This window comes from Thalassospira sp. SN3W (genome assembly GCF_038070535.1).
Lineage (GTDB): Bacteria > Pseudomonadota > Alphaproteobacteria > Rhodospirillales > Thalassospiraceae > Thalassospira > Thalassospira xiamenensis.
Genome location: NZ_CP121124.1, coordinates 3,325,306 through 3,348,453 on the forward strand (window position 1 = coordinate 3,325,306; position 23,148 = coordinate 3,348,453).

The window sequence follows — 23,148 nt, forward strand, 5'->3', positions numbered from 1 at the left end:
AAAGCGAAACGGCGGGAGAAAAATTCCCCCGCCGTCGGACTCATTTGGGGCATGACCCCGAATGCGGATCGTATCTGATCAATTGATCGAGGACGGATTGTCAAGGCTGTCCGACCCTTCGAACTCGATCCCGTCAACGCCAATCGCGGCAACGATCTGTTCGATCGATTTGGTCTGATCAACAAGCGCATCGACAAAGGTCTGAACAACGGCATTGCCGTCTTCATTGTCCATTGCGATCAGCTGGTCGAAATGCTCGCCTGCCTGTGCGCGGCTGACCATGGCCTTACCGGCCAGAACCGATGCTGCCAGTTTGGCACGCAGTTCGGTATCAAGGCCTTCATCCTTGGCGGCAACCATATCCGAAAGCGATGCGCCTTCGACGACCGACCCGTCAACACGGGTATAACGGCCAAGATAAACGTTCTGGATGCCCAACGCGTCATAGTAGTGCGAGTTGTGGGTGTTGTCCGAGAAGCAGTCATGCTCTTCTTCCGGATCATGCAGCAGCAGGCCAAGCTTGGTGCGCTCACCCGCGAGTTCGCCATAAGACAGCGAACCCATGCCTGTCACGATTGCGGTCAGGCCCGGAACGCCGTCACCTTCAAGAACGGTCGCACGTGCTTCGCCACCATCCGCCCACTGTGCGGTCATCCATTCAAGGTCCGAAACCATAAGGTCGGTTGCGGCCTGAAGATACGCACCGCGACGGTCGCAATTGCCATTGGTGCAGGCATCGCCCTTGGCATAGTCGGTCCATGCTCGTGCACCGGCACCGGCTTCGGTTCCGTTCAGATCCTGACCCCACAGAAGGAATTCAATGGCGTGGTAGCCGGTTGCAACGTTGCTTTCAACGTCGTCAATCTCATGCAGGCTTTCGATCAGTGTGGCATCGATTGTTGATGCATCGATGGTTTCACCGGAAATGCTCAGGCTCGGATTGGCAACGACATTGGCGGTATAAGCCGGGTTTTCTTCGTTTTCTTCGCCGTAAAGGTCGGTTTCGACATAGTCGATCAGACCTTCGTCAAGCGGCCATGCGTTAACCTTGCCTTCCCAGTCATCAACGATCGCATTGCCGAAACGGTAAACTTCGGTCTGCTGATACGGCACGCGTGAGGCCAGCCATGCGGATTTCGCAGCATCAAAAGTCGCCTGCGACGGATTGGACACCAGCGCATCAACAGCGGTCTGGAGCTGTTTTGCGGTGATGAGCGAATCTTCGTAACCGGCATGTGCAATATCGGCATAGGTGGTCAGGACGTCTTTTGCGTCCGGCGCGGCATAGGCCTGTGCACCAAGGGTGGTTGCCAGTGCAGCCATCCCGAGAATTTTAAAGAATTTCATAGGAGTTCCCATCTGTCCCTGAAGGTGAGCCAAGGGCATAGCCCGTGATACTTCGGGGTAATTGTTACTGCTTGTGATAATGATTTGCAAACTCAAAATATCTCAACAAGCAGATTTTCCACATTTTTTGCTGTGATAAACGGAATTTGACCTGCACTTTTGCCAAGATCGGGGCATCATCAAACAAATGCATGATGCGACCGCCAACAAGCAGAAAGAGGGGACCTGCGTATGAGCGATGATACAGAACCGCAAAAAACCGTTCGGCTTTGGGATTTTCCCGTCCGTCTGTTCCATTGGGCATTGGTGATCGCGATTGCGACATCCTGGTGGTCCAATCAGGAAGTCATGATTGATATCCATGCCCTTGCCGGATACAGCGTATTAGCACTGGTGCTGTTTCGTATTATCTGGGGATTTGTCGGCAGTTCCAACGTACGGTTTTCCAGTTTCCTTGCCGGTCCAGGCAAGGTGATCGGCTATATGCGCAAATTGCCAAACGGCTCGGTCCGCGACCTGACTTATCCAGGGCACAATCCGGCGGGCGGCTGGATGGTTATTGTGCTGATCCTGCTCGTGGCGATACAGGCGATAAGCGGCCTTTTTGCCAGCGAGGATACCTTTCTGTTCTTTGATGGTCCGCTGGTTGCCTATGTCAGTTCCGATGTCGCCAGCACGATGAATTTCATTCACCACACCAACATCAATCTGATTTATGGCGCAGTGGCGCTGCATGTTCTGGCCGCGATTTTCTATCTGATGATCAAACGCGAAAACCTGATCGGGGCCATGATCACCGGCGTACGCAAAGTCCCCGAAAGCATCGCGGCCGGCTTTCTGCAAATCCGGTTTGCTTCCCCAGTTCTGGGTATCGCGATACTTCTGGTTTGCGGGCTTGCAGTGTGGGGGATGGTCACGCTGGCGCGCGGATAAAGAACTCCCCGAAAGGCTTGTCCTGCCGTGCAGCCGGGGGAGGGCAGCACGGCGAGATGACAGGGCCTTTCGGGGATGTCCGAGCTTGCTCGTGCCCGGCATCTTCGATCTGTTACTTCGAACGGTATTCGTCGTGGCAGCCCTTGCAGGATTTGCCAAGTTCGCCAAGAGCGGCACCCATAGCCCCTTTATCCCCGGCTGCGGCCGCAAGGTTCAGGGCCGCGGTTTTCATTTCCGGGAAACGGCCCGCGAATTCATCCCAATTGGTCCAGACATCCGGCTTTGCGGTGGTTTTTACGGATGCTTCCGCAGTGTTCTGTTCGAACGCGGCCGGGGCGGCAGAGGCGGAAAACGCAATGCCATTGGCAAGGTTGCGGATTACGCCATCAGGCAGTTCGCACTGCCCCTTCATGTAGCAGCCAAGTGTTCCCATCGCACCACCGATGCCATCCATCAGCATCTGACGTGTTTGAACGGCTTCGTTATCCATTGCCTCGTCGGCCTGTGCGGTTCCAAATGCCCCCAGACCAAGGGCGAGGGATGCGGTCATCAAACCTGCGGTCACAAAATGCTTCATGGCTCTCTCGTTGGTTGTTTCTTCGAAACTCTCTGACGGATACGGGGCATTGGCGTGCGGCCCCGGCTGTTTTAATTCTTATATTAAGGTCATAAGCATTGTTGCCTATGACTTGCCGCTGCGCTTAGTCTCCCAATTGCGCCCCGAAATTCGGAATCACAACCGCGTGATCACCGAATAAATTATTGTAAATGACGTGCACAAGGAAACGCCCCCAAATGTCCGCTGTGTCCAACGCCGCCCCTGATGCCAGCCAAACCGCCATTCGTGAGGGCAGATCGCGCGCCCGCAAGCTGATCGCCGACTGGAACCTTGATAAGGCATTCATCAATGGCGAATGGGCGCGTGCTGATTCGCGCGAAGCCATTGATGTGTATGATCCGGCAACCGGCAAGGTTATCGGCGATGTGCCCTTCATGCGCACCTCCGAGGCACGGCGCGCCATTGATGCCGCGGATGCAGCGTTCCCGGCATGGTCGCGCATGCTGGCAAAGGAACGTTCCGGCTACATCAAACGTTGGCGCGACCTTCTGGAACAGTATCAGGATGATCTGGCCGCCCTGATCACGCTTGAACAGGGTAAGCCCTATGATCAGGCCTTGCGCGAAGTTGTCGGCGCCATTGCCTATGCCGAATGGTATGCCGAGGAAGCCAAGCGCGCCTATGGGCAAACCATGCCTGCGACCCAGCGCGACCGGCGCGTGGTGGTGCAAAAGCATCCCGTGGGTGTCGTGGCGGCGATCACGCCATGGAACTTTCCGCTGACCATGGTCGTGCGCAAATGTGCCCCGGCGCTGGCGGCGGGGTGCACAATTGTTGTCAAACCAGCCGAAGATACCCCGATTTCGGCACTGGCCGCCGCAAAACTTGCCGAAATGGCGGGTTTCCCGGCGGGGGTGTTTAACGTCGTGACCGGCCAACCCATGCCGATTGGTGAGGCCCTGACCGGGGATCCGCGGGTACGGATGCTGTCCTTCACCGGCTCTACCGAGGTCGGCAAACGGCTGATGGTGCAATGTGCGCCGACGGTCAAGAAACTGTCGCTGGAACTGGGCGGCAATGCGCCCTTTATCGTGATGGATGATGCCGATATCGATGCCGCCGTGGCCGGGGCGATGATTTCCAAATTCCGCAACAGCGGCCAGACCTGCGTTTGTGCCAACCGCATTTTCGTGCAGGACGGGGTCTATGAAAGCTTTGTCGAAAAATTCATCGCCGCAAGTCATGCGCAGACCATCGGCAACGGCTTCATTCCCGGTACGGATATTGGTCCGCTGATCAATCGCCAGGCGGTGGCAAAAGTTGAACGATTGATCGATGATGCGAAAAAGCGTGGCGCGATACTGCATTACGGTGCTGACCGCCCCGAAGATGGCCATTTCATCCGGCCGCTTGTCATAACGGATGTGCCCCTTGACGCCGATTGCTTTAACGAGGAACTGTTTGCCCCGGTGGCGCCGATCTATCGTTTCAGGACCGAGGCCGAGGTGATCGAACTTTCCAACCGGGTACGGGCCGGTCTGTCATCCTATCTTTTCAGTCGCGATATCGGCCATATCCAACGGATTGCCGATGGGCTTGAAACCGGGGTGGTTGGCATCAATGATGGCACCACGTCCCACGAAGGCGCGCCATTTGGCGGTGTAAAGGAAAGCGGACAGGGCCGCGAAGGCGGTCATTGGGGGCTGGAAGAATATCTTGAACCCAAATATCTGAATTATGCACTGGGTTGAACCCGAGAATATCCGGTGGTTTTCGTGCGATAATTTTCAGATCGGAGAACGGCAATTGTGTGCTCTGCAATTGCCGTTATGAGATTTCTTAATCAGCCATGCAAAATTGAACGGTGCGCGATTCCAGGAATCGAGGCTGCAATTTAAAACCGATTTGTCGGCAAATTGCCATTTAAGACCCCGCTTTAAGCATCGAAATCGCCCTGTTTGATCTGCCTCAATCCCTTTATATGCAATGGATATAGGTCTAATTGATCCGGCCTGTTCGGATTGTGTTTGAACTGTGTAAAACGGGTCGGGGAAAATTTCGTTCAAGTTGAATGGTTTATTTGTCATGAGACAATCATGCGTCTTTCGCATGAAATGATTGTGACGAACTTATGTCTGTCTATGCGTCAAATGCATGGGTGAGGTGAAAAAACTCGTCTCGTCGGATCGAATAAACAGGCGTACACCGGCTTCAGAACAAATCAACGCGAAACCGGAGCGCACATAGCTCCGCCTGTTATGGAAAGGATAAAGCCATGCGTCGTTATGGTGATTACGATCTGACCACGCTGCAGCGCGAAGCCGAAAAACTCCGTGCTCAGGCGATCCGCAAAGCCGTTGTTACTTTGGCCCGCAAAATTGCTTCCCTGTTTGGCGGTAACCGCCTTCCGGGTGGCCGTCCGGCTGGTGCCTAAGCTTAACGCTTGGCGATGAATACCGGGTCGAATGACCCAAAAACACCCCCGCATTCCTCCCATGCGGGGGTGTTTTGATTCCATCCCCACCACAGGGCTTCACGCCATCGTCCGGTCCCGCTATTAAAGGGAATAACCAGATAACCCGATTGCGGAGCGTGCCTGATGAAACTTGCCCATTATGCCTTTGGCGAAGAAAACCGTGACAATGGTACGCTTGTGATCCTGCACGGGCTGTTCGGGCAGGCGCGTAACTGGACCGCCATCGCCCGGCGTCTGGCGGAAAAATATCATGTGATTACGGCCGATCTGCGCAATCATGGCCGGTCTGAGTGGGATGCGAACATGACCTACGCGGCGATGGCATCGGACATCGCCGAGCTGATCCGGGATGTTGCCAATGGTCCGGTTCACCTGATCGGACATTCGATGGGGGGTAAGGCATCAATGGTGCTGACCCTGTCACGGGATGCCGATCTGGTGGCCGATCTGGTGGTGGTTGATATCGCGCCCGTTGACTATGATCATGACTATACCGGCTATATCAATGCGATGAAGTCGGTGGATTTCGATGTGGTATCGCGGCGCGCCGAAGTCGAAGACGCGCTTGTCCGTGGCGTCTCGGAAAAGGGCGTACGTCAGTTTCTGGCGCAGAATGTCGCAACCGACAAGGAAAGCGGCAAAATGTCATGGCAGGTCAATATCGATGCCATGGCAAACCACCTTTCCGACATTACTGGCTGGCCTGAAACGGTGGGGGCCAGTTTTGATCGCGATGTGCTGTTCATATCCGGGGCCAATTCGCACTACGTCGATCCCAAGGATCGTGATCACATCAAGTCGCTGTTTCCCAAGGCGGCCTTTACCAGCATCAAGGGCGCAGGCCATTGGGTTCATGCCGAAAAACCCGATGCGGTATTGCTGACCCTGTCGGCATTTCTGAACCGCTAACGGATATTTTGACATGACAGAGCTTCCCAAAGGTTGGAACTTGCCGGAAAACGACGATATCCGCGTTCAGGACATCGAATGCCTGTCGGACAACTGGTATCACCTGTACCGCGTCAGCTTTGATCTGCGCCGCAGCAACGGCGAATGGCAGAATCAGCAACGCGAAGCCTATGACCGGGGCAACGGGGCGGGCATCCTGCTTTATAATCGCGGGGCTGGCACCGTGGTCCTGACACGGCAATTTCGTCTGCCATCTTTTGTGAATGGCAATGAAAGCGGCATGCTGATCGAAGTTCCGGCGGGTTTGCTTGACGACCGCGATCCGGCATCTGCCGTGATTGCCGAAGTCGAAGAAGAAACCGGCTACAAGATCGGCAAACCGCAAAAGGTGTTCGATCTGTTCATGAGCCCCGGATCGGTCACTGAACGCCTGCACCTGTTTGTGGCCGAAGTCACAAGTGACAATCGTGCGGGCGAGGGCGGCGGTTTGCATGAAGAGGGCGAGGATATCCACGTGCTTGAAGTGCCCTTCAAGGACGCACTGGCCATGATCGCGGATGGTCGTATCAGGGATGCCAAAACCGTCATTCTGTTACAGCACGCCTTGTTGAAGGGGCTGTTTGATTGATGTTTTTGCAGCTTTACCAAGGTAATTCGCTACCATCATAGGCAAAGAAACCGCCGCTTTGTGATGGTTGCAGCCCGTCAATCACCATCAACATATTGGCCGTTGCCAAATCGGGGCTTTGTACATTTAGCCCCGATTTGGCAAACGGGCCCGAAAGGCCGGTATCAACCGTGCCAGGATGCAGGGCGACGCAGATGGCATTGCGTTTGCTGCGTGCAAGTTCGATGGCGGTGCATTTGACCAACTGGTTCAATGCGGCCTTTGCGGCACGATAACCGTACCAGCCGCCCATCCGGTTATCGCCGATGCTACCGACCTTTGCCGACAGGGTGGCAAATACCGATTTGCCGTCGCGCGGCAATAACGGCGTGAAATGCTTCATCAGCAAAGCCGGGCCAATGGCGTTGATCAGAAACGATTTCGCCATGTAATCGGCATCGATCTGGCGCAATGATTTTTCCGGCTGAAATACCTCGTCATGCAGATAACCGGTGGCATCGATGATCAGACGAACGGATTGGTTCTTGGCAGATGCCTTATCACGAACAAAGGCGGCGGCATTTTCGATGCTGCCGGGATCGGCAAAATCAATGGCTGGCTGGGTGCCGCGCGATAGTTCGATCACACCATCGAACCGGCCACAATCGCGAAGATGTTTCACAAAGGCCCGGCCGATGCCGCCGGTTGCCCCGATTACAATTGCGATGCTGGCAGCATCAAAACTTTGCAGTTTGGGGGCGGGTGGTATCGACATGATCTGATCCCCGATCTGGTTTTCTATCCTGTCTGTTTTACGTAGGCAAAACCGTGTTGGTTTATGGATTGTCACAGTAACGGATTGCACCCGTCTCAGATGCGTCAGTTATCATTTATCTTTCGCAAATCAGGGACAATCCAATGCCATATGTTTTTAGCCAGGCCGCCGATACCGAAGCCATCGCCGAACGGGAATGGGGCAAAGCGGCTCAGATCATGTTTACCGGCTTTTCATCGTGCATCGGGATCATGGCAATCAAGAACAATGAGGTCATCGGGGTGCATCTGCCACTGCGCGATGGGAATAACGCGGTGACCAATGACGATATCGATACGGCAATCGGATTGCTGGATGGTGGGGCGTATCCTGTCGTGATCGGATCGATCAGTGCATGGGAAGCATCGGCGTCTGCGGTCTATCAGCATCTGGTCGATACACTGCATCCGGTTGAACAATATGCCTATGGTGATGGTACCTATGGCGGTGAAATCGTCAATGGCCGGATTCAGCCGCGCTTTTGACGTCAAGCTGACTGATGATTGGGGCGGGAACACATCCCCATATCCCCCGTCTCAGGCATCAAAGCCAAAAGCCGCCCCGGATAAGGGCGGCTTTTGAGTGTTCTATTCATCCGAGGATCGGGGCGCTGCCTATTCGGCGGCTTCGATCCGGGTCATGTCGGGGGCGCTTTGGCGGCCTTTGCCCTGCTGGTCGTGGCGGCGGATGAAATCCTTGATCCGCGGGCTGATCTGTTCGCGCCAGCGACGGCCGTTAAACACGCCGTAATGACCAACGCCCTTCTGGATGTGATGCATGCGCATATTATCGGGCAGATTGCTGCAAAGCTTGTGCGCGGCACGAGTTTGTCCCATGCCGGTGATATCGTCGCGTTCACCTTCGACCGTCAGAAGGGCGGTCTTGGTGATGGCGGACGGTTCAACCGGAACTCCCTGCCAGCGCATCGTCCCTTCGGGCAGCTGATGTTCGTGGAACACGGCTTTCAGCGTCTGAAGATAGAACTCGGCACTCATATCCATCACTGCCAGATATTCATGATAGAAATTGCGCTTGGCATCGGCGCTTTCGCCGTCGCCTTCGACAAGATGGGTGAACATCTCGTGGTGGGCGGAAACATGCTTGTCCCAATTCATGCTCATGAACCCGGCCAACTGCATGAAGCCAGGATAAACACGGCGCATCACACCGGCATGGGGCAGCGGTACATGCGAAATGACATGGCGTTCAAACCAGTCCAGACTGTGCTGTTTGGCGAAATTGTTGACCTCGGTCGGGTTTTCACGCGTATCGACCGGGCCGCCCATCAGGGTCATCGATGCCGGCTGGCACGGCTCGTTACCTGCTGCCATTAGCGATACGGCGGCAACCACCGGAACGGATGGCTGGCACACTGCCATCAGATGCGTATTCGGGCCCAGCTTGCGCAGGAACTGCATGACATAGTCGATATAGCTATCAAGGTCGAAATGACCCAGATGCACCGGCACCGTGCGCGCATCGATCCAGTCGGTGATGTAAACATCGTGATCGGGCAGTAATGCCTCGACCGTGCCGCGCAGAAGCGTCGAGAAGTGACCGGACAGCGGGGCCACGATCAGAAGCCGCGGATCGTCGGGTTGATTTTTAAGGTGATCGGTTTCGCGTTTGAAATGCAAAAGATTGCAGAACGGTTCGCTGTGAACGATTTCCTCGGTCACGGCAACGGTTTCACCATTGATGATCGTGGTATCAAGGCCAAATTCAGGCTTGCCATAACGATGCGTGATATGGGTGAACACATCAAACGCGGCGGCCGCCGCACGGCCCTGATGGGTATAGGCAAGCGGGTTGACCGGATTGCGCAGCCACTTCTTGCTGGCATCTGCCGCCATCCGCAATGGACTGATGGTGGCGTGCTGCAGTTCATAGAGATGGTACAGCATTAATCTCTCACTCCCCGGCGATGCAAAGGTTCGGTGGTGGGGTGCATCGACCGTGTTGGTCCCCGGCTGCATTTTTCCGAAAGGATTTCCGGTGGGCAGGCCTTCTGATTTTCGTAAGTTCCGAACCCGCGTCCGGCCGTTTTTTGCGGGTGACCATCCGGGGTTCAGCTGATTGCGGGCTAAGACACCGCAAAATCACGATAAACAGAAATCCTGCAATTCATCAGAATCCTACGATACTTCAGGTTTCAATCAATAGCCTAAAAGTATGATGAATTTCCAAACTTTCGTTTTTCACCTTGATTCAAACCAACATTCGGGGTGCTGTCGAGTGAAATTTTGCAATGCAGCGTAAGTTGTTGCGTTGCAATAATAGTTTTTCCCTGAAAGATGAGGTAAATCCGTCCTGATCTATGCAATGGTATAGTATCTGCGGGACTCGAGGTCCGAAAGAACCAATCAAAGAAAAACGCTGCTGTCGGGGAAACAGCAGCGTCAAGTAGCGCGGAATAACGAAAGTAATATGCAGGTTACAATTTACGTGACCCGGACCGATGGAAGAGGGACGACCGACAGACGGGACAGGGTATGGGTGCGGGGTTGCCTGCCGGTCGTCACCCTGGATGGGAAGTCCATCCGGGTCTCGTAAAAGGTATGAGCTTTGATCAGATCAGACCGCGAAGGGTTTGCGCCATTCCCAGTCCAATCACGAACAGGAAAAATCCGGTGCTTCCGACCACGGCGACCGTGCTGCAAAGCTCGTTTAGGCGGTTCGGATTTTCAAGCAACTTCATCATGGCGATGTCCTCCTCAATCTGTCTGAAGAAACCATACTGATCCCGTTTTGTTCTCACAAGAACAAAATTAGAACAAAGGCCGATTAAATTGTTAAGTTGATGTTTTTAAATGAAATTTATTTGTTCTCGATGTTCTCTTTTTACTGCTGAAAATGAGAACATCGATGGTGAACACTGTGTGTCAGGTCGAATGAAACCCGCAGAAAACAAAGGCTTTACGCGAGTCTTCAAGGGGGTGGGCCATAGGAGAACGCAAAATGGAACATCGTCGCATTCCAGATGTTCCGTATTGCTTCGCAGGACCTATTCTGCGGCGGATGCCGGAATGGCTGTGCGGCGGTCCGGGACACCGTCGACCTCGCTTGGCAGCGGGCGGGCCGGAACGGCGCCGATGCGGGCATCGGGCATCGGTGGGTGATCGGGGAACTGGCCATGAATGCGAATGTTTTCGCGATAGTCGCTGGCTGATTTTCCGCGATACTGGCGAAAACGCCGGTTGAAGTTAGACAGATTGCTAAAGCCGTTATTTTCGGCGATCTGATAGATCGGAAGATCGGTGCGCGATAGCTGCACGCAGGCCCGCGAAATCCGGTATTCGTTCAGATATTCGACAACACTGCGCCCGGTATAGCGTTTGAACAGCCGGTAAAAACTGCTTTCACTGACCCCGGCAACATCGGCAAGCGATGAAACCCGAAGCGGTTCAGCATAATGGGCATGAATGAAGGCCAGTGCGCGATCCACCCGGATAGATTCGCTATTCTTCCCGGCTTCGCCGCCAAAATTGGCCGATGCCAGCGGTTTGTCGATCCCGGCAAGCAGGGCTTCAAGCAGTTCGATCATCAGGATAAAGCGCCGCCGCGGTTTGGCATCATCAAGATGCGGGCAGATTTCCCGAACCTGTTCCACGGTTTCATCGCGAAAGGAAAGACCGCGGCGCGCACGGGCAAACAATTCGTGAAAATCGGCAAATTCAACAAAATCCCGCGTGAGGTTTTCGACCCATTCCTGCGACAGCCAAAGCACATAAACCTCGATCGGGCGGGACGGATCAATGCGTTTGCATTCCCAAAGATGGGGCAGGTTGGGGCCGACCATGGCGAAATCCAGCCCGTCAAACGTCTGCCGATGATCGCCAATCAACCGCGATCCTTTGGCGTTGAGCGTCAGGGTCATTTCATATTCGGGGTGCTGGTGCCAGTTGCAGCGAAAATCATCCCAGACATAGTGAAAATAACCCCAGCTATATCCCTGTGGATTCGTGATCCGTTCCTGAATGATCCGCATATCGTCCTACTATTCGTGTCCTGATCGCCGCGAATTTGCAGAATAGTATCATCCTTTGAAGGATATGACACTTTGAAAAGGTGCGATGAGGCGTATCCTTTTTCAATCGGGCGGCTTCGCGCCGGGAAGCAATCACCAAAACAGATTGCAGCCGGTGATTGCATCTGGGGTTCCGGTACGGGTGCCCGACCCGGACAAAAAGACCAATCAAAACGAACAAAAGCAGCTGCCAAAAGCTGTATGGGAAAACCGATAACATCCTAGGGAGGTCTCAATGACCTTGATGAAAAAATTGCTCGCAACGGCGGGCGTTCTTGGCGCAGCTTTCGTGATGGCCGGACCGGCCAATGCCGCAAAAATTTCTATTTCCTGTGGTGCCGTCGGCCAGGAACTTGCGCTTTGCCAGGAAGGTGTCGATGCATGGGCAAAGCAAACCGGCAACGAAGTTGCGGTAATTTCCACCCCGAATTCGACTACCGAACGACTGGCGCTGTATCAGCAGATTCTTGCTGCCGGATCATCCGATATCGACGTGTTCCAGATTGATGTGATCTGGCCGGGGATTCTTGGCAACCACTTCATCGATCTTAACGAATACATGGCGGACGAGGCCAAGCAGCACTTTGAGGCCATTGTTACCAACAATACCTTTGAAGACCGGCTGGTCGCAATGCCGTGGTACACGGATGCAGGCGTGCTGTATTACCGCAAGGATCTGCTGGAAAAGTACGGCGAAAGCGTTCCTGAAACCTGGGAACAGCTGACTGCGACGGCTCAGAAAATTCAGGAAGGCGAACGCAAGGCCGGTAATGACAAGATGTGGGGCCATGTGTTTCAGGGCCGCGCCTATGAAGGGCTGACCTGTAACGCGCTGGAATGGGTGGTTTCGTTCAATGGTGGTTCGGTGGTCGAACCGAATGGCGATATTTCGATCAATAACGATCAGGCAAAAAAGGCGATTGAAACCGCATCAAACTGGGTCGGCACCATTTCCCCCGAAGGCGTTCTTGGCTATGCCGAGGAAGAAGCGCGCGGTGTGTTCCAGTCAGGCAATTCGGTTTTCATGCGCAACTGGCCCTATGCCTGGGCATTGGCCAATTCGGCAGACAGCCCGGTCAAGGGCAAGGTCGGTGTTGCTGCCCTGCCCAAAGGCGCTGAAGACGGCCGTTCGGCCGCAGCCCTTGGTGGCTGGCAGCTCTCGGTTTCGAAATATTCGGAAAATCCGAAACTGGCGGCCGATCTTGTGAAGTTCCTGACATCTTACGGGGAACAGAAACGCCGTGCGATCAAGGGTTCCTATAACCCGACCATTGCCGATCTCTACAAGGACGAGGAAGTCCTTTCTGCCAATCCGTTCTTTGGCGATCTGTACGAGACATTCACCAGTGCGGCACCGCGCCCGTCAACCGTGACCGGTTCGAAATACAATCAGGTATCAAGCGAGTTCTGGCAGGCGGTGCATGCATCCTTGTCGGGATCGCAGAACGCCGATCAGGCGATTACCGGACTTGAACGCAACCTGAAACGTGTGAAACGTTCCGGCTGGTAAACAGGGTTTGCAACACCGGGAGGCTCTTGTTTTCCCGGTGTTGCTCCAATCCTGTTTTCGTACCGGCTTTGCTTTGGCCGGTTTGATGGATGGCGGTCATGATCGATCATCCCCCTTCAAGATCAAGAGCGGTTCCCATGGCGCAAGCTTCGTCCCTGACGCGTGCAAGACGGCGTTCGGCATGGCTGTTTTTAACACCGATGCTGGTCATTCTTGCCGCAGTGGCCGGTTGGCCGTTGCTGCGGACTTTCATCTTCGGTTTTACCGATGCAAATCTTTCCGACCTTGGCAATTATGGCTTTATCGGCTTTGAAAATTTCTATGCGGTTTATGACGGCGAGACGTTCGGCCTTCTGGCCGATCCGGAATGGTGGCAGGCAGTCTGGAACACGATTTACTTCACCGTGATTTCGGTTTCGCTTGAAACGGTGCTGGGTATCATTGTGGCCCTTGTCCTTAATCAGGAATTCAAGGGGCGCGGTCTGGTTCGGGCGGCGGTTCTGATCCCGTGGGCGATCCCGACGATTGTATCGGCCAAGATGTGGAACTGGATGCTGCATGACCAGTTCGGCATCATCAATGATCTTCTGATGTCACTGGGGCTGATTGCATCGCCGGTTGCCTGGACAGCCAATCCCGATACGGCAATGGTCGCGGTAATCATGGTCGATGTCTGGAAAACCACGCCATTCATGGCGCTTCTGACACTGGCGGCCCTCCAGATGCTGCCAAGTGACTGTTACGAGGCCGCCCGTGTCGATGGCATTCATCCGATCCGGGTGTTTTTCAAGGTGACATTGCCGCTGATCAAACCGGCATTGATGGTCGCCGTGATCTTCCGTGCCCTTGATGCATTGCGTGTGTTTGACGTGATTTATGTTCTTACGCCGAACAATCCGAACACCATGACCATGTCGGTCTATGCCCGGCAGCTTCTGGTCGATTTTCAGGAAGTCGGATATGGCTCGGCGGCATCAACACTGCTGTTTCTGGTCATCGCCTTTTCGATCATGGCCTACATGATGATCGGTCGGGTCCGGCTTGACGAAGGGGGACATTAAGATGAACCGCAATGTCAAATCCCTGATGATGAAGACGGGGTTCTATCTTTTGGTGGCGGTGATCGTGATCTTTGCCGTTTTCCCGTTCTACTATGCGATCCTGACCGCGTTCGAAACCGGATCGGCGTTGTTTGACGTCAATTACCTGCCGGAAAGTTTCAGTTTCTCGAACTATCTGTCGGTATTCGAAGGCCAGCCGTTCGGTCGCAACATCTTCAATTCGATCTTTGTCAGTGTGATGGTTGTGGCCCTGTCGCTTTTGATGGGGGTAACTGCGTCCTATGCGCTTGCGCGGGTTAAATTTGCCGGGCGGGGATTGTTGCTGGTGACGATCCTGTCGGTGTCGATGTTTCCGCAGGTCGCAGTGCTGTCGGGGATGTTCGAACTGATCCGGGCGGTTGGGCTTTATAATTCGATGTTCGGGCTGGCGATTTCATACATGATGCTGACCCTGCCATTCACGGTCTGGATCCTGACCGCCTTCATGCGCGAATTGCCCCGTGAACTTGAAGAAGCCGCCGTGATGGATGGGGCAAGCCCCTGGACCGTGATCACGCGCGTGTTCCTGCCGGTCATGTGGCCTGCCATGGTGACCACCGGGCTTTTGGCCTTCATCATGGCATGGAACGAATTCCTGTTTGCCCTGACCTTCACCCTGACGAATGAACAGCGCACCGTGCCGGTTGCCATCGCCCTGATTTCCGGGGCCAGCCAGTTTGAAATGCCATGGGGCAATATCATGGCGGCATCGGTGATCGTGACGGTTCCGCTGATTGTTCTGGTTCTGATTTTCCAGCGTCGCATCGTGTCCGGCCTGACCGCCGGGGCTGTCAAAGGCTGATGCGGCTTCTCGTCCCACATGACTTAAGGTGACTTAAATGGCTTTGGCCGGAAATCCTGACTGGTGGCGCGGTGGCGTCCTGTATCAAATCTATCCGCGCAGTTTCTTTGATTCGAATGGCGATGGCATTGGTGATCTGCCCGGGATTACCCAGAAACTGGATTATATTGCCGATCTGGGCGTTGATGGCATCTGGCTGTCGCCATTCTTTACCTCGCCGATGAAGGATTTCGGCTATGACGTGGCGGATTACCGTGATGTCGATCCGATGTTTGGCACCTTGGCCGATTTTGATCATCTGGTTGAAAAGGCCCATTCGCTTAGCCTGCGCGTCACCATTGATCAGGTCCTGTCGCACAGTTCCGATCAGCATGTCTGGTTCAAGGAAAGCCGGTCATCACGCGATAATCCAAAGTCCGACTGGTATGTCTGGGCTGATCCCAAGCCGGACGGCACGCCGCCCAATAACTGGCTGTCGATCTTTGGCGGTTCGGCATGGAAGTTCGATACCACCCGGCAGCAATATTACATGCACAACTTTCTGGTCAGTCAGCCGGACCTGAATTTCCATAACCCGGATGTACAGGCCCAGTTGCTTGACGATGTGGAATTCTGGCTGCGTCGCGGGGTGGATGGTTTCCGGCTCGATACCGCCAATTTCTATGTCCATGACGCGGAACTGCGGGACAATCCGCCATGGGTTCCGGGCACCCACCGGCCCGAAGGCGCGCCAAAGGAAAATCCCTATACCCGCCAGATGCATGTCTATGACAAAACGCGGCCGGAAAATATCGCGTTCCTGCAAAAACTGCGTGCGGTTCTTGATAAATATCCCGGTGCCACGACGGTCGGTGAAATCGGGTCTGACAATTCGCTGGCGACCATGGCGGAATATACCGCCGGGGGCGACAAGCTTCACATGGCCTATACGATCAATCTGCTCGAAAGCCCGCTTGAAACGCCGCTGATCCGCGGGATGTTGCGCAATGTGTTTGACGTTCTTGGCGACGGTTGGCCGTGCTGGGCGGTGTCGAACCATGATTTTGTCCGGGTCGCGACCCGTTGGGGCAGGGACAAGGGCGGAGATAATGATGCCCGCCTTCGCATGATCCCGGCCCTTTACACTACATTGCGCGGCACGCCCTGCATCTATCAGGGGGAAGAACTTGGCCTTGAAGAAGCCGTCGTGCCCTTCGAATTGTTGCAGGATCCCTACGGGATTGAAATGTGGCCGGAATTCAAGGGGCGCGATGGATGCCGGACCCCGATGCCGTGGATGAATGCCAATATCCCCCATGGTGGTTTCACCACAAGCGATACGCCGTGGCTGCCGGTCCCCCAGGATCACAGCGCGCTTGCCGTGGCCGAACAGATGGATGATCCCAACTCATTGCGCAGTTTCTATCGTGATCTTCTGGCGTGGCGTAAAATCCATCCGGAAATCATCGATGGCGATATCGAGATGCTCGATATCGATGACAATGTCATTGCCTATGCCCGGATGGCCGGCGTGGTCCGGACCATCTGCGTGTTCAATACGACGCCCGATGCCCGGACCGTGACCTTGCCCGGGCGTTCGGATGCGAATTTCGCCCTTAACAGCGGATCGGTTACCGGCAATCAGCTTTCGCTGCCGGGTTGGGGCTTTTATTTCGGAACGATATAAATCGACAAGTCGAGGGAGGAACCCGCATGTCGGAAGTGGTTCTTAAGCAGGTTAAAAAACGTTTCGGTCCAATCGAAACCATTCATGGTGTCGATCTGAATATCCGCGATGGCGAATTTTGCGTCTTTGTCGGCCCGTCGGGATGTGGCAAATCGACCTTGCTGCGCCTGATTGCCGGATTGGAAGATATCAGCGACGGCGAACTTTCCATTGGCGGCGAGGTCGTCAATGACAGGGCGCCAAAGGATCGTGGTGTTGCCATGGTCTTTCAGTCCTACGCGCTTTATCCGCATATGACGGTCTATGAAAACATGGCGTTCGGCCTTGATCTTGCGAAAAGAAGCAAGGACGAACAACGCGAACGCGTGATGGCTGCGGCCAGGGTGCTGCAACTTGAAGAATTGCTGGACCGCAAGCCAAAGGAACTTTCAGGTGGGCAGCGTCAGCGCGTCGCGATTGGCCGGGCGATTGTACGCAAGCCGAAAGTCTTCCTGTTTGATGAACCGCTGTCGAACCTTGATGCCGGTTTGCGCGTGCAAATGCGCATCGAATTGACAAAACTTCATGAAAAATTGAAGTCCACGATGATTTATGTGACGCATGATCAGGTCGAAGCCATGACAATGGCCGACAAGATCGTGGTTTTGCGGGCCGGTTCGGTCGAACAGGTCGGGACCCCGCTTGAACTCTATCATCACCCGCAAAATCAATTTGTTGCGGGCTTCATCGGGTCGCCTAAAATGAACTTTGTTCCGGCGGTTGTGATGGGGGTTTCGCAACAAACTGTTACGGTTAAACTGGATTCCGGTAAAGAGGTGACGCTGCCTGTTGATGGCAGTGGTCTTGACGCCGGAGATCGTGTAACAGTGGGCATCAGACCGGAACATTGCAGCCTTGCCGATCAGGACACGGCAATGCTGTCAGGAACGGTCGAAGTGGTTGAACATCTGGGCGAGGCGGGTCTCGTCTATGTGCAGGCCGATGGGGACGAACTGTTTGTTGCCCGTGTCACGGGTGATACGGCAATTGTAACAGGATCATCCATCGGCATTCATGCCCGGGTGGAAGATTGCTATCTGTTCGATCAGAACGGACAAGCCAGACGGCGCCTTGATGTGGATAACGAACCGCTCAGAGCCCAGCTGGCAACAGGATAGGCGGTGGCGGGGGAAACCCGGCACCTGCCAACACGGTAAATACCGTGGCCCGGTCGTTTGCCAGAGCCCTTCGGGCTCGGGATCCCACCTTTACGACGGGGAGGAAACGAGTGAGAGCAAAGCAGTTCGCTTGGAAGGCTTAGGGCAAGATGACACAAACGACGACGCAGCGCCAACGGCTGAAGCATCGTATCGCTGATATCGTGATTTTCGGTGGGACCGGAGATTTGGCGTTACGCAAACTTTTCCCCGCACTTTACGAAATGGAACGTACCGGGCGTTTCGATGATACCACCCGTATTTTCGGCGCATCACGTAGCGAACATTCCGATGAAGAATTCCGCGCCAAGCTGGAAGAAGCCGGAAAGAAATACATTCCCAAAGGCGAATTTGACGCCAAGGTCTGGAAAAAATTTGCAGCCCGCATCGCCTATGTTCAGGTTTCCGCCGGGGATGAAGCCGGGTTTAAAATCCTGCATGAAAAGCTTTCCGATCAGTCGGATCGCGACCGCGTCTATTATTTCTCGACCAGCCCGTCGCTGTTTGCCGATATGGCCTTTAACCTCAAGAAAGCCGGTCTGGTAACGCCCAATTCGCGTGTTGTGCTTGAAAAGCCGCTGGGCCACGATCTTGAAAGCTGCCGTGAAATCAACGGCCAGATCGGTGAAGTCTTCGAAGAACACCAGATTTTCCGTATCGACCATTATCTTGGCAAGGAAACGGTGCAGAACCTTTTGATCCTGCGCTTTGCCAATGCCATGTTCGAACCGCTGTGGAACAGCGCGCATATCGATCATGTGCAGATCACGGTCGGCGAAGAAGTCGGCGTCGAAGGGCGCTGGTCCTATTATGACGATGCCGGTGCGATGCGCGACATGGTTCAGAACCATATGTTGCAGCTACTCTGCCTTGTCGCGATGGAAGCCCCGCATGTTCTGGATCAGGACGCGGTGCGCGATGAAAAGGTCAAGGTGCTCAAGGCACTGAAACCGATCAACGATTCCAATATCGACAGTGCCACCGTGCGCGGCCAGTACCGCAATGGTGCCGTTGGCGGCAAGGAAGTCCCGGGCTATCTTGAAGAAGAAGGTGCCAATATCGACAGCACCACCGAGACATTCGTTGCCATCCGGGCCGAACTGAATAACTGGCGCTGGGCCGGGGTGCCGTTCTATCTGCGGACGGGTAAACGGTTGCCGAAACGTCATTCGGAAATTGTCATCCAGTTCCGCGATGTGCCGCACCAGATTTTCCCGCTGGCAAAATCCATGACCAATTATCAGGCCAACCGCCTTGTTCTGCGTTTGCAGCCTGATGACGGCATCCATCTGGTTCTGAATACCAAGAACCCGGGGCCGGGTCTTGTGCGCCTGCGCCCGACCGCGCTTAACCTGTCCTTTGCCGAGGCGTTCGGTGGTCGAAGCCCGGATGCTTACGAGCGTCTTTTGCTCGATGCGATTGATGGCAACAACACACTGTTCGTCCGTCGTGATGAACAGGATATTGCCTGGCAGTGGGTCGATGCCATTCAGGAAGCATGGCAAAGCAATCACATCACGCCCAAGGGTTATACCTCGGGCACGTGGGGGCCTTCGGCGGCCATTGCGCTGATCGAGCGTGACGGCCGGACCTGGAACGAAGAAGCCGGGTTCTGATGACATGCGGGGCGCAACACCTTTTGGTGTGGCGGCCTTGCGTGACGATGAACCGGTTCCCAATTTTCTGGACGAAGACATGACAAACGAACGCATTTTCCAAAGCGGCGATGACATGCTTGCGGCCATGGTCAAGGAAACCGTGGAACGCCTTGAATTCGCCATTGCCACACGCGGCCATGCCAGCATGGCGGTGGCCGGTGGACGTTTCCCCAAACCGCTTTTTGAAAAACTCTCGACCGTCAAACTGGACTGGTCGAAAGTCACCGTCACCCTTGGCGATGATCGCTGGGTGGGGCTGGATGACGATCAGTCGAACGAAAAGCTGGTTCGCGATCATTTCCTGATCAACGAGGCCCAGCATGCGCGTTTTGTGTCGCTGAAAACCGGCGATGCCAATCCCGAAGACGCAATTTCAACGGTTTCAAGCCGCCTTCGCACCGATTTGAACTGGCCGCTTGATATCGTGTATCTGGGCATGGGCGATGATGGCCATACGGCATCCCTGTTCCCGTCATCCGCGCCTGATGCCCTGCAAAAGGGACTTTATCCCGCCCATGGCGAACTGGTTGCCGCCGCGCGCCCGACCGTATCCCCGGTCCCGCGCATCAGCATGACTTTGCCCGCCATCCTTAATGCCCGGTATATTGGCATCCATATTACCGGACAATCCAAATGGTCGACCTTTGAAACCGCGAAAAACGGCACCGAGATCGAAGAAATGCCGGTTCGCGCAATCTTGCAGCAGACTGACATCCCCGTCGATCTGTGGTGGAGCGCCGAGAACCCGAAAGGCTGAACCCCATGAAACGTGAATTAGAACAGATTACCAAACGCATCATCGAACGTTCCAAACCCACCCGCGAGGCATATCTGGAACGCATCGAAGCCGCCGCATCCGACCGTCCGCATCGCTCATCCCTGTCATGCGGCAACCTTGCCCATGCGTCTGCGGGCTGCAGTGCGGCGGACAAGGAACGCATCAATGGTGACGAAGGTGCCAATCTGGGCATCGTGACATCCTATAACGATATGCTGTCCGCCCATCAGCCGCTGGGCGTTTATCCCGACCGCATCAAAAAGGCCGTGTTCGAAGCCGGGGCAACCGCACAGGTTGCCGGTGGCGTGCCCGCCATGTGCGATGGCGTGACGCAAGGCCGTCCGGGGATGGAGCTCTCGCTGTTTTCGCGCGACGTGATCGCGATGTCGACTGCGGTGTCGCTGTCCCATGATGTGTTTGATGCCGCCCTTTATCTTGGTGTCTGCGATAAAATCGTACCGGGTCTTGTCATGGGCGCGCTTGCCTATGGCCATATTCCGGCGGTGTTTGTGCCAGCCGGTCCGATGCCGTCGGGTTTGCCCAACAATGAAAAGGCCCGCATCCGGCAGCTTTACGCGCAGGGCAAGGTCGGCCGCAAGGAACTGCTTGAAGCGGAAACCGCGTCCTATCACAGCCCGGGGACCTGTACCTTCTATGGTACGGCGAACTCCAACCAGATGCTGATGGAAATCATGGGGCTGCATTTGCCCGGTGCGGCGTTTGTTAATCCAAACACCGATCTGCGTGATGCCCTGACCGAAGAAGCCGCCCGTCGTGCGCTTCAGATCACCAAGCTTGGCAACGATTATCGTCCGGTTGGCAAAATTCTCGATGAAAAGGCATTCGTGAACGGCATTATCGGTCTGCTGGCGACCGGTGGATCGACCAACCACACCCTGCATCTTCCGGCGATGGCCCGTGCGGCGGGTATCGAACTTCGTTGGGAAGATTTTGATGAATTGTCGAAACTTGTGCCCTTGCTGTGCCGCGTTTATCCGAACGGGCAGGCCGATGTGAACCATTTCCACGCCGCGGGCGGCATGGGCTTTGTGATCAGCGACCTTCTGAAAAACGGTCTTCTGCATCCTGATCTTCAGACCATCCATACCGGTGGCATGGCGGCCTATGGCACCGAGCCGTATCTGGATAATGGCAAATTGTCGTGGCGTGATGCCCCGGCCACCAGCCATGACGAGGAAATCCTGCGCCCGGCCGAAAAGGCGTTCAGTGCCGATGGCGGCCTTCGCATGCTGGCGGGGAACCTTGGCCGTTCGGTGATCAAGGTATCGGCGGTGAAGCCGGAAAACCGCGTGATCGAAGCCCCGGCTGCGGTCTTTACCTCGCAGGAAGAAATGATGCAGGCGTTCAAGGACGGCAAACTGCATCGCGACGTTGTCTGTGTTGTGCGTTTCCAGGGGGCGAAGGCCAATGGGATGCCGGAACTTCACAAACTGACCCCGCCGCTTGGCGTGTTGCAGGACCTTGGTTACAAGGTCGCCCTTGTCACCGATGGTCGCATGTCGGGTGCGTCGGGCAAGGTCCCGGCGGCAATCCACGTCACCCCCGAAGCCATGATGAATGGTCCTATTGCCAAGGTAAAAGACGGCGATATCGTGCGTCTGGATGCCGAAACCGGCGAACTGATCCTGAACGTGACCGAGGCCGAACTGGCCAAGCGCGACTTTGCGACCTTTGATAACAAGGCCGAACATCAGACCGGTTTCGGTCGTGAATTGTTTGGTGTGTTCCGCGAACATGTCGGACTGGCCGAAATGGGGGCCAGTGCGGTGCTTCCGGGGGCTGTCGAGGTCGAGGTAGCATAATGCGGCTGGTTGGTGATATCGGCGGTACCAACGCCCGCTTTGCCTGGATTGACGAAAATGGCGATCCGCAATCACCGATGACATTGCCGGTCCGCGATTATGCGACCATCGGCGATGCCATGCGCGATTTCATGGTGAAAACCGATTGCGCGGATCTGAATGAATTTGCGGTTGCCGTGGCGTGCCCGGCATCCGCAGACATCATCAAATTCACCAATAATCCGTGGGTGTTTTCCAAGGACGCGCTGAAGGCTGAATTCGGTCTGGATCGTCTGGTGGTGGTCAATGACTTTACCGGTCTTGCGATGTCCGTGCCTTATCTTGGCGACGAAGACCTGATTACGCTGTTTGACGGGCCGGGTCGTCCGGGATTGCCATTGGCGGTGATCGGGGCGGGGACCGGGCTTGGCGTTTCGGGGCTTTTGCGCCATGACGATCACTGGATTCCGATCCAGGGCGAAGGCGGCCATGTGTCACTGCCCGCCGTCGATGATCTTGATTATGAAATCGTCAAATTCCTGAGTGCTGAACTGGGCCGTGTGTCGGCGGAACGTATCCTGTCGGGCATGGGGCTTGAAAACCTTTATCGTGCGCTTGCCGCCATTGACGGGATCGACGTCACACCGCTTAGTGCGGCGGAAATCGTTGAAAATGCCATGCAGAAAAACGATCCACTTTGCCTTAAGGTGCTGGATCGGTTCTGTCTGTTCATGGGCGGGGTGGCCGGTGATCTGGTCCTGACGCTTGGCGCGTTTGATGGTGTGTTTATCGGCGGCGGCATTGGTCCGCGGATTGCCGGTTTTATGAAACAAAGCGGCCTTAAGGATCGTATGATCGCCAAGGGCCGTTTCCATGATTTGATGAATGATGTGCCGGTGCGCCTGATGACGGCGAAATACCCGGCCCTGATCGGTTGTGCCAGGATTTTGACGGCCTGACCGAT

General features: G+C 55.1%; 21 protein-coding genes. 15 read left to right on the forward strand and 6 right to left on the reverse strand.

Annotated features, from left to right (window positions below):
• Window positions 1-78: 78 nt before the first annotated feature.
• Complete coding sequence (locus P8T57_RS15105) at window positions 79-1,347, reverse strand: imelysin family protein (protein ID WP_341363577.1); 1,269 nt, start codon at window positions 1,345-1,347, stop codon at window positions 79-81.
• A gap of 231 nt (window positions 1,348-1,578) precedes the next feature.
• Between P8T57_RS15105 and P8T57_RS15110 the strand changes: the two genes are divergently transcribed.
• Window positions 1,579-2,280: a cytochrome b/b6 domain-containing protein gene (locus tag P8T57_RS15110; RefSeq protein ID WP_341363578.1), complete on the forward strand. Its 702-nt coding sequence runs from the start codon at window positions 1,579-1,581 to the stop codon at window positions 2,278-2,280.
• Between the two features lie 112 nt (window positions 2,281-2,392).
• Here P8T57_RS15110 and P8T57_RS15115 read toward each other — a convergent pair whose 3' ends face one another.
• Window positions 2,393-2,857, reverse strand: a complete 465-nt coding sequence (locus P8T57_RS15115) for a cytochrome c (protein WP_037992404.1) — start codon at window positions 2,855-2,857, stop codon at window positions 2,393-2,395.
• A gap of 218 nt (window positions 2,858-3,075) precedes the next feature.
• Here P8T57_RS15115 and P8T57_RS15120 point away from each other — a divergent pair, with 218 nt between their 5' ends.
• From P8T57_RS15120 to P8T57_RS15135, 4 genes are all read left to right on the forward strand, one after another.
• Entirely contained in the window at window positions 3,076-4,590 is a 1,515-nt protein-coding gene (locus tag P8T57_RS15120) for an NAD-dependent succinate-semialdehyde dehydrogenase (RefSeq protein ID WP_341363579.1), read from the forward strand.
• 524 nt (window positions 4,591-5,114) lie between these two features.
• Complete coding sequence (locus tag P8T57_RS15125) at window positions 5,115-5,273, forward strand: hypothetical protein (protein WP_156484639.1); 159 nt, start codon at window positions 5,115-5,117, stop codon at window positions 5,271-5,273.
• A gap of 165 nt (window positions 5,274-5,438) precedes the next feature.
• Window positions 5,439-6,224 carry an alpha/beta fold hydrolase gene (locus tag P8T57_RS15130; protein ID WP_341363580.1) on the forward strand — a complete coding sequence of 262 codons (786 nt, stop codon included), beginning with the start codon at window positions 5,439-5,441 and terminating at the stop codon, window positions 6,222-6,224.
• A gap of 13 nt (window positions 6,225-6,237) precedes the next feature.
• Window positions 6,238-6,852, forward strand: coding sequence for an NUDIX domain-containing protein (locus tag P8T57_RS15135; protein WP_341363581.1), 615 nt, complete (start codon window positions 6,238-6,240; stop codon window positions 6,850-6,852).
• 13 nt (window positions 6,853-6,865) lie between these two features.
• Here the strand turns inward: P8T57_RS15135 and P8T57_RS15140 are convergent, their stop codons facing one another.
• On the reverse strand, window positions 6,866-7,606 hold the full coding sequence (locus P8T57_RS15140; protein WP_114094934.1) for an SDR family NAD(P)-dependent oxidoreductase: 741 nt from the start codon (window positions 7,604-7,606) through the stop codon (window positions 6,866-6,868).
• A 143-nt stretch (window positions 7,607-7,749) separates the two neighbouring features.
• Between P8T57_RS15140 and P8T57_RS15145 the strand changes: the two genes are divergently transcribed.
• The gene (locus P8T57_RS15145) at window positions 7,750-8,130 is read left to right on the forward strand and encodes a hypothetical protein (protein WP_037992407.1); all 381 of its coding nucleotides are present in this window, start codon (window positions 7,750-7,752) and stop codon (window positions 8,128-8,130) included.
• A 129-nt stretch (window positions 8,131-8,259) separates the two neighbouring features.
• On the opposite strand, the gene phaZ is transcribed toward P8T57_RS15145, so the two are convergent.
• The 3 genes from phaZ to P8T57_RS15160 all read right to left on the reverse strand — a co-directional run bounded on the left by phaZ (window position 8,260) and on the right by P8T57_RS15160 (window position 11,633).
• Window positions 8,260-9,549, reverse strand: a complete 1,290-nt coding sequence (gene phaZ, locus P8T57_RS15150) for a polyhydroxyalkanoate depolymerase (protein WP_037992408.1) — start codon at window positions 9,547-9,549, stop codon at window positions 8,260-8,262.
• Between the two features lie 665 nt (window positions 9,550-10,214).
• Entirely contained in the window at window positions 10,215-10,346 is a 132-nt protein-coding gene (locus P8T57_RS15155) for a hypothetical protein (protein ID WP_255356831.1), read from the reverse strand.
• A gap of 303 nt (window positions 10,347-10,649) precedes the next feature.
• Window positions 10,650-11,633 carry an AraC family transcriptional regulator gene (locus P8T57_RS15160; protein ID WP_114094931.1) on the reverse strand — a complete coding sequence of 328 codons (984 nt, stop codon included), beginning with the start codon at window positions 11,631-11,633 and terminating at the stop codon, window positions 10,650-10,652.
• 274 nt (window positions 11,634-11,907) lie between these two features.
• On the opposite strand from P8T57_RS15160, the gene P8T57_RS15165 reads away from it, so the two are divergent.
• From P8T57_RS15165 to glk, 9 genes are all read left to right on the forward strand, one after another.
• Window positions 11,908-13,182, forward strand: coding sequence for an ABC transporter substrate-binding protein (locus P8T57_RS15165; protein ID WP_341363582.1), 1,275 nt, complete (start codon window positions 11,908-11,910; stop codon window positions 13,180-13,182).
• A gap of 137 nt (window positions 13,183-13,319) precedes the next feature.
• Window positions 13,320-14,243, forward strand: coding sequence for a sugar ABC transporter permease (locus P8T57_RS15170; RefSeq protein WP_007090837.1), 924 nt, complete (start codon window positions 13,320-13,322; stop codon window positions 14,241-14,243).
• A gap of 1 nt (window position 14,244) precedes the next feature.
• A complete protein-coding gene (locus P8T57_RS15175; RefSeq protein ID WP_341363583.1) occupies window positions 14,245-15,084 on the forward strand; it encodes a carbohydrate ABC transporter permease in 840 nt (279 codons plus the stop codon).
• Window positions 15,085-15,121: 37 nt separating this feature from the next.
• Window positions 15,122-16,750 (forward strand): alpha-glucosidase, encoded by a 1,629-nt coding sequence (locus P8T57_RS15180; protein ID WP_341363584.1) that lies wholly within the window; start codon window positions 15,122-15,124, stop codon window positions 16,748-16,750.
• 26 nt (window positions 16,751-16,776) lie between these two features.
• Window positions 16,777-17,907 (forward strand): sn-glycerol-3-phosphate ABC transporter ATP-binding protein UgpC, encoded by a 1,131-nt coding sequence (ugpC, locus tag P8T57_RS15185; RefSeq protein WP_341363585.1) that lies wholly within the window; start codon window positions 16,777-16,779, stop codon window positions 17,905-17,907.
• Between the two features lie 149 nt (window positions 17,908-18,056).
• Window positions 18,057-19,562 carry a glucose-6-phosphate dehydrogenase gene (gene zwf, locus P8T57_RS15190; RefSeq protein WP_341363586.1) on the forward strand — a complete coding sequence of 502 codons (1,506 nt, stop codon included), beginning with the start codon at window positions 18,057-18,059 and terminating at the stop codon, window positions 19,560-19,562.
• Window positions 19,563-19,566: 4 nt separating this feature from the next.
• Window positions 19,567-20,361: a 6-phosphogluconolactonase gene (gene pgl / locus P8T57_RS15195; protein WP_341363587.1), complete on the forward strand. Its 795-nt coding sequence runs from the start codon at window positions 19,567-19,569 to the stop codon at window positions 20,359-20,361.
• 5 nt (window positions 20,362-20,366) lie between these two features.
• Window positions 20,367-22,205 carry a phosphogluconate dehydratase gene (gene edd / locus P8T57_RS15200; protein WP_341363588.1) on the forward strand — a complete coding sequence of 613 codons (1,839 nt, stop codon included), beginning with the start codon at window positions 20,367-20,369 and terminating at the stop codon, window positions 22,203-22,205.
• Window positions 22,205-23,143, forward strand: a complete 939-nt coding sequence (gene glk / locus P8T57_RS15205; protein WP_097050756.1) for a glucokinase — start codon at window positions 22,205-22,207, stop codon at window positions 23,141-23,143. The genes edd and glk overlap by 1 nt, the downstream gene beginning before the upstream one ends.
• The last annotated feature ends 5 nt before the right edge of the window (window positions 23,144-23,148 follow it).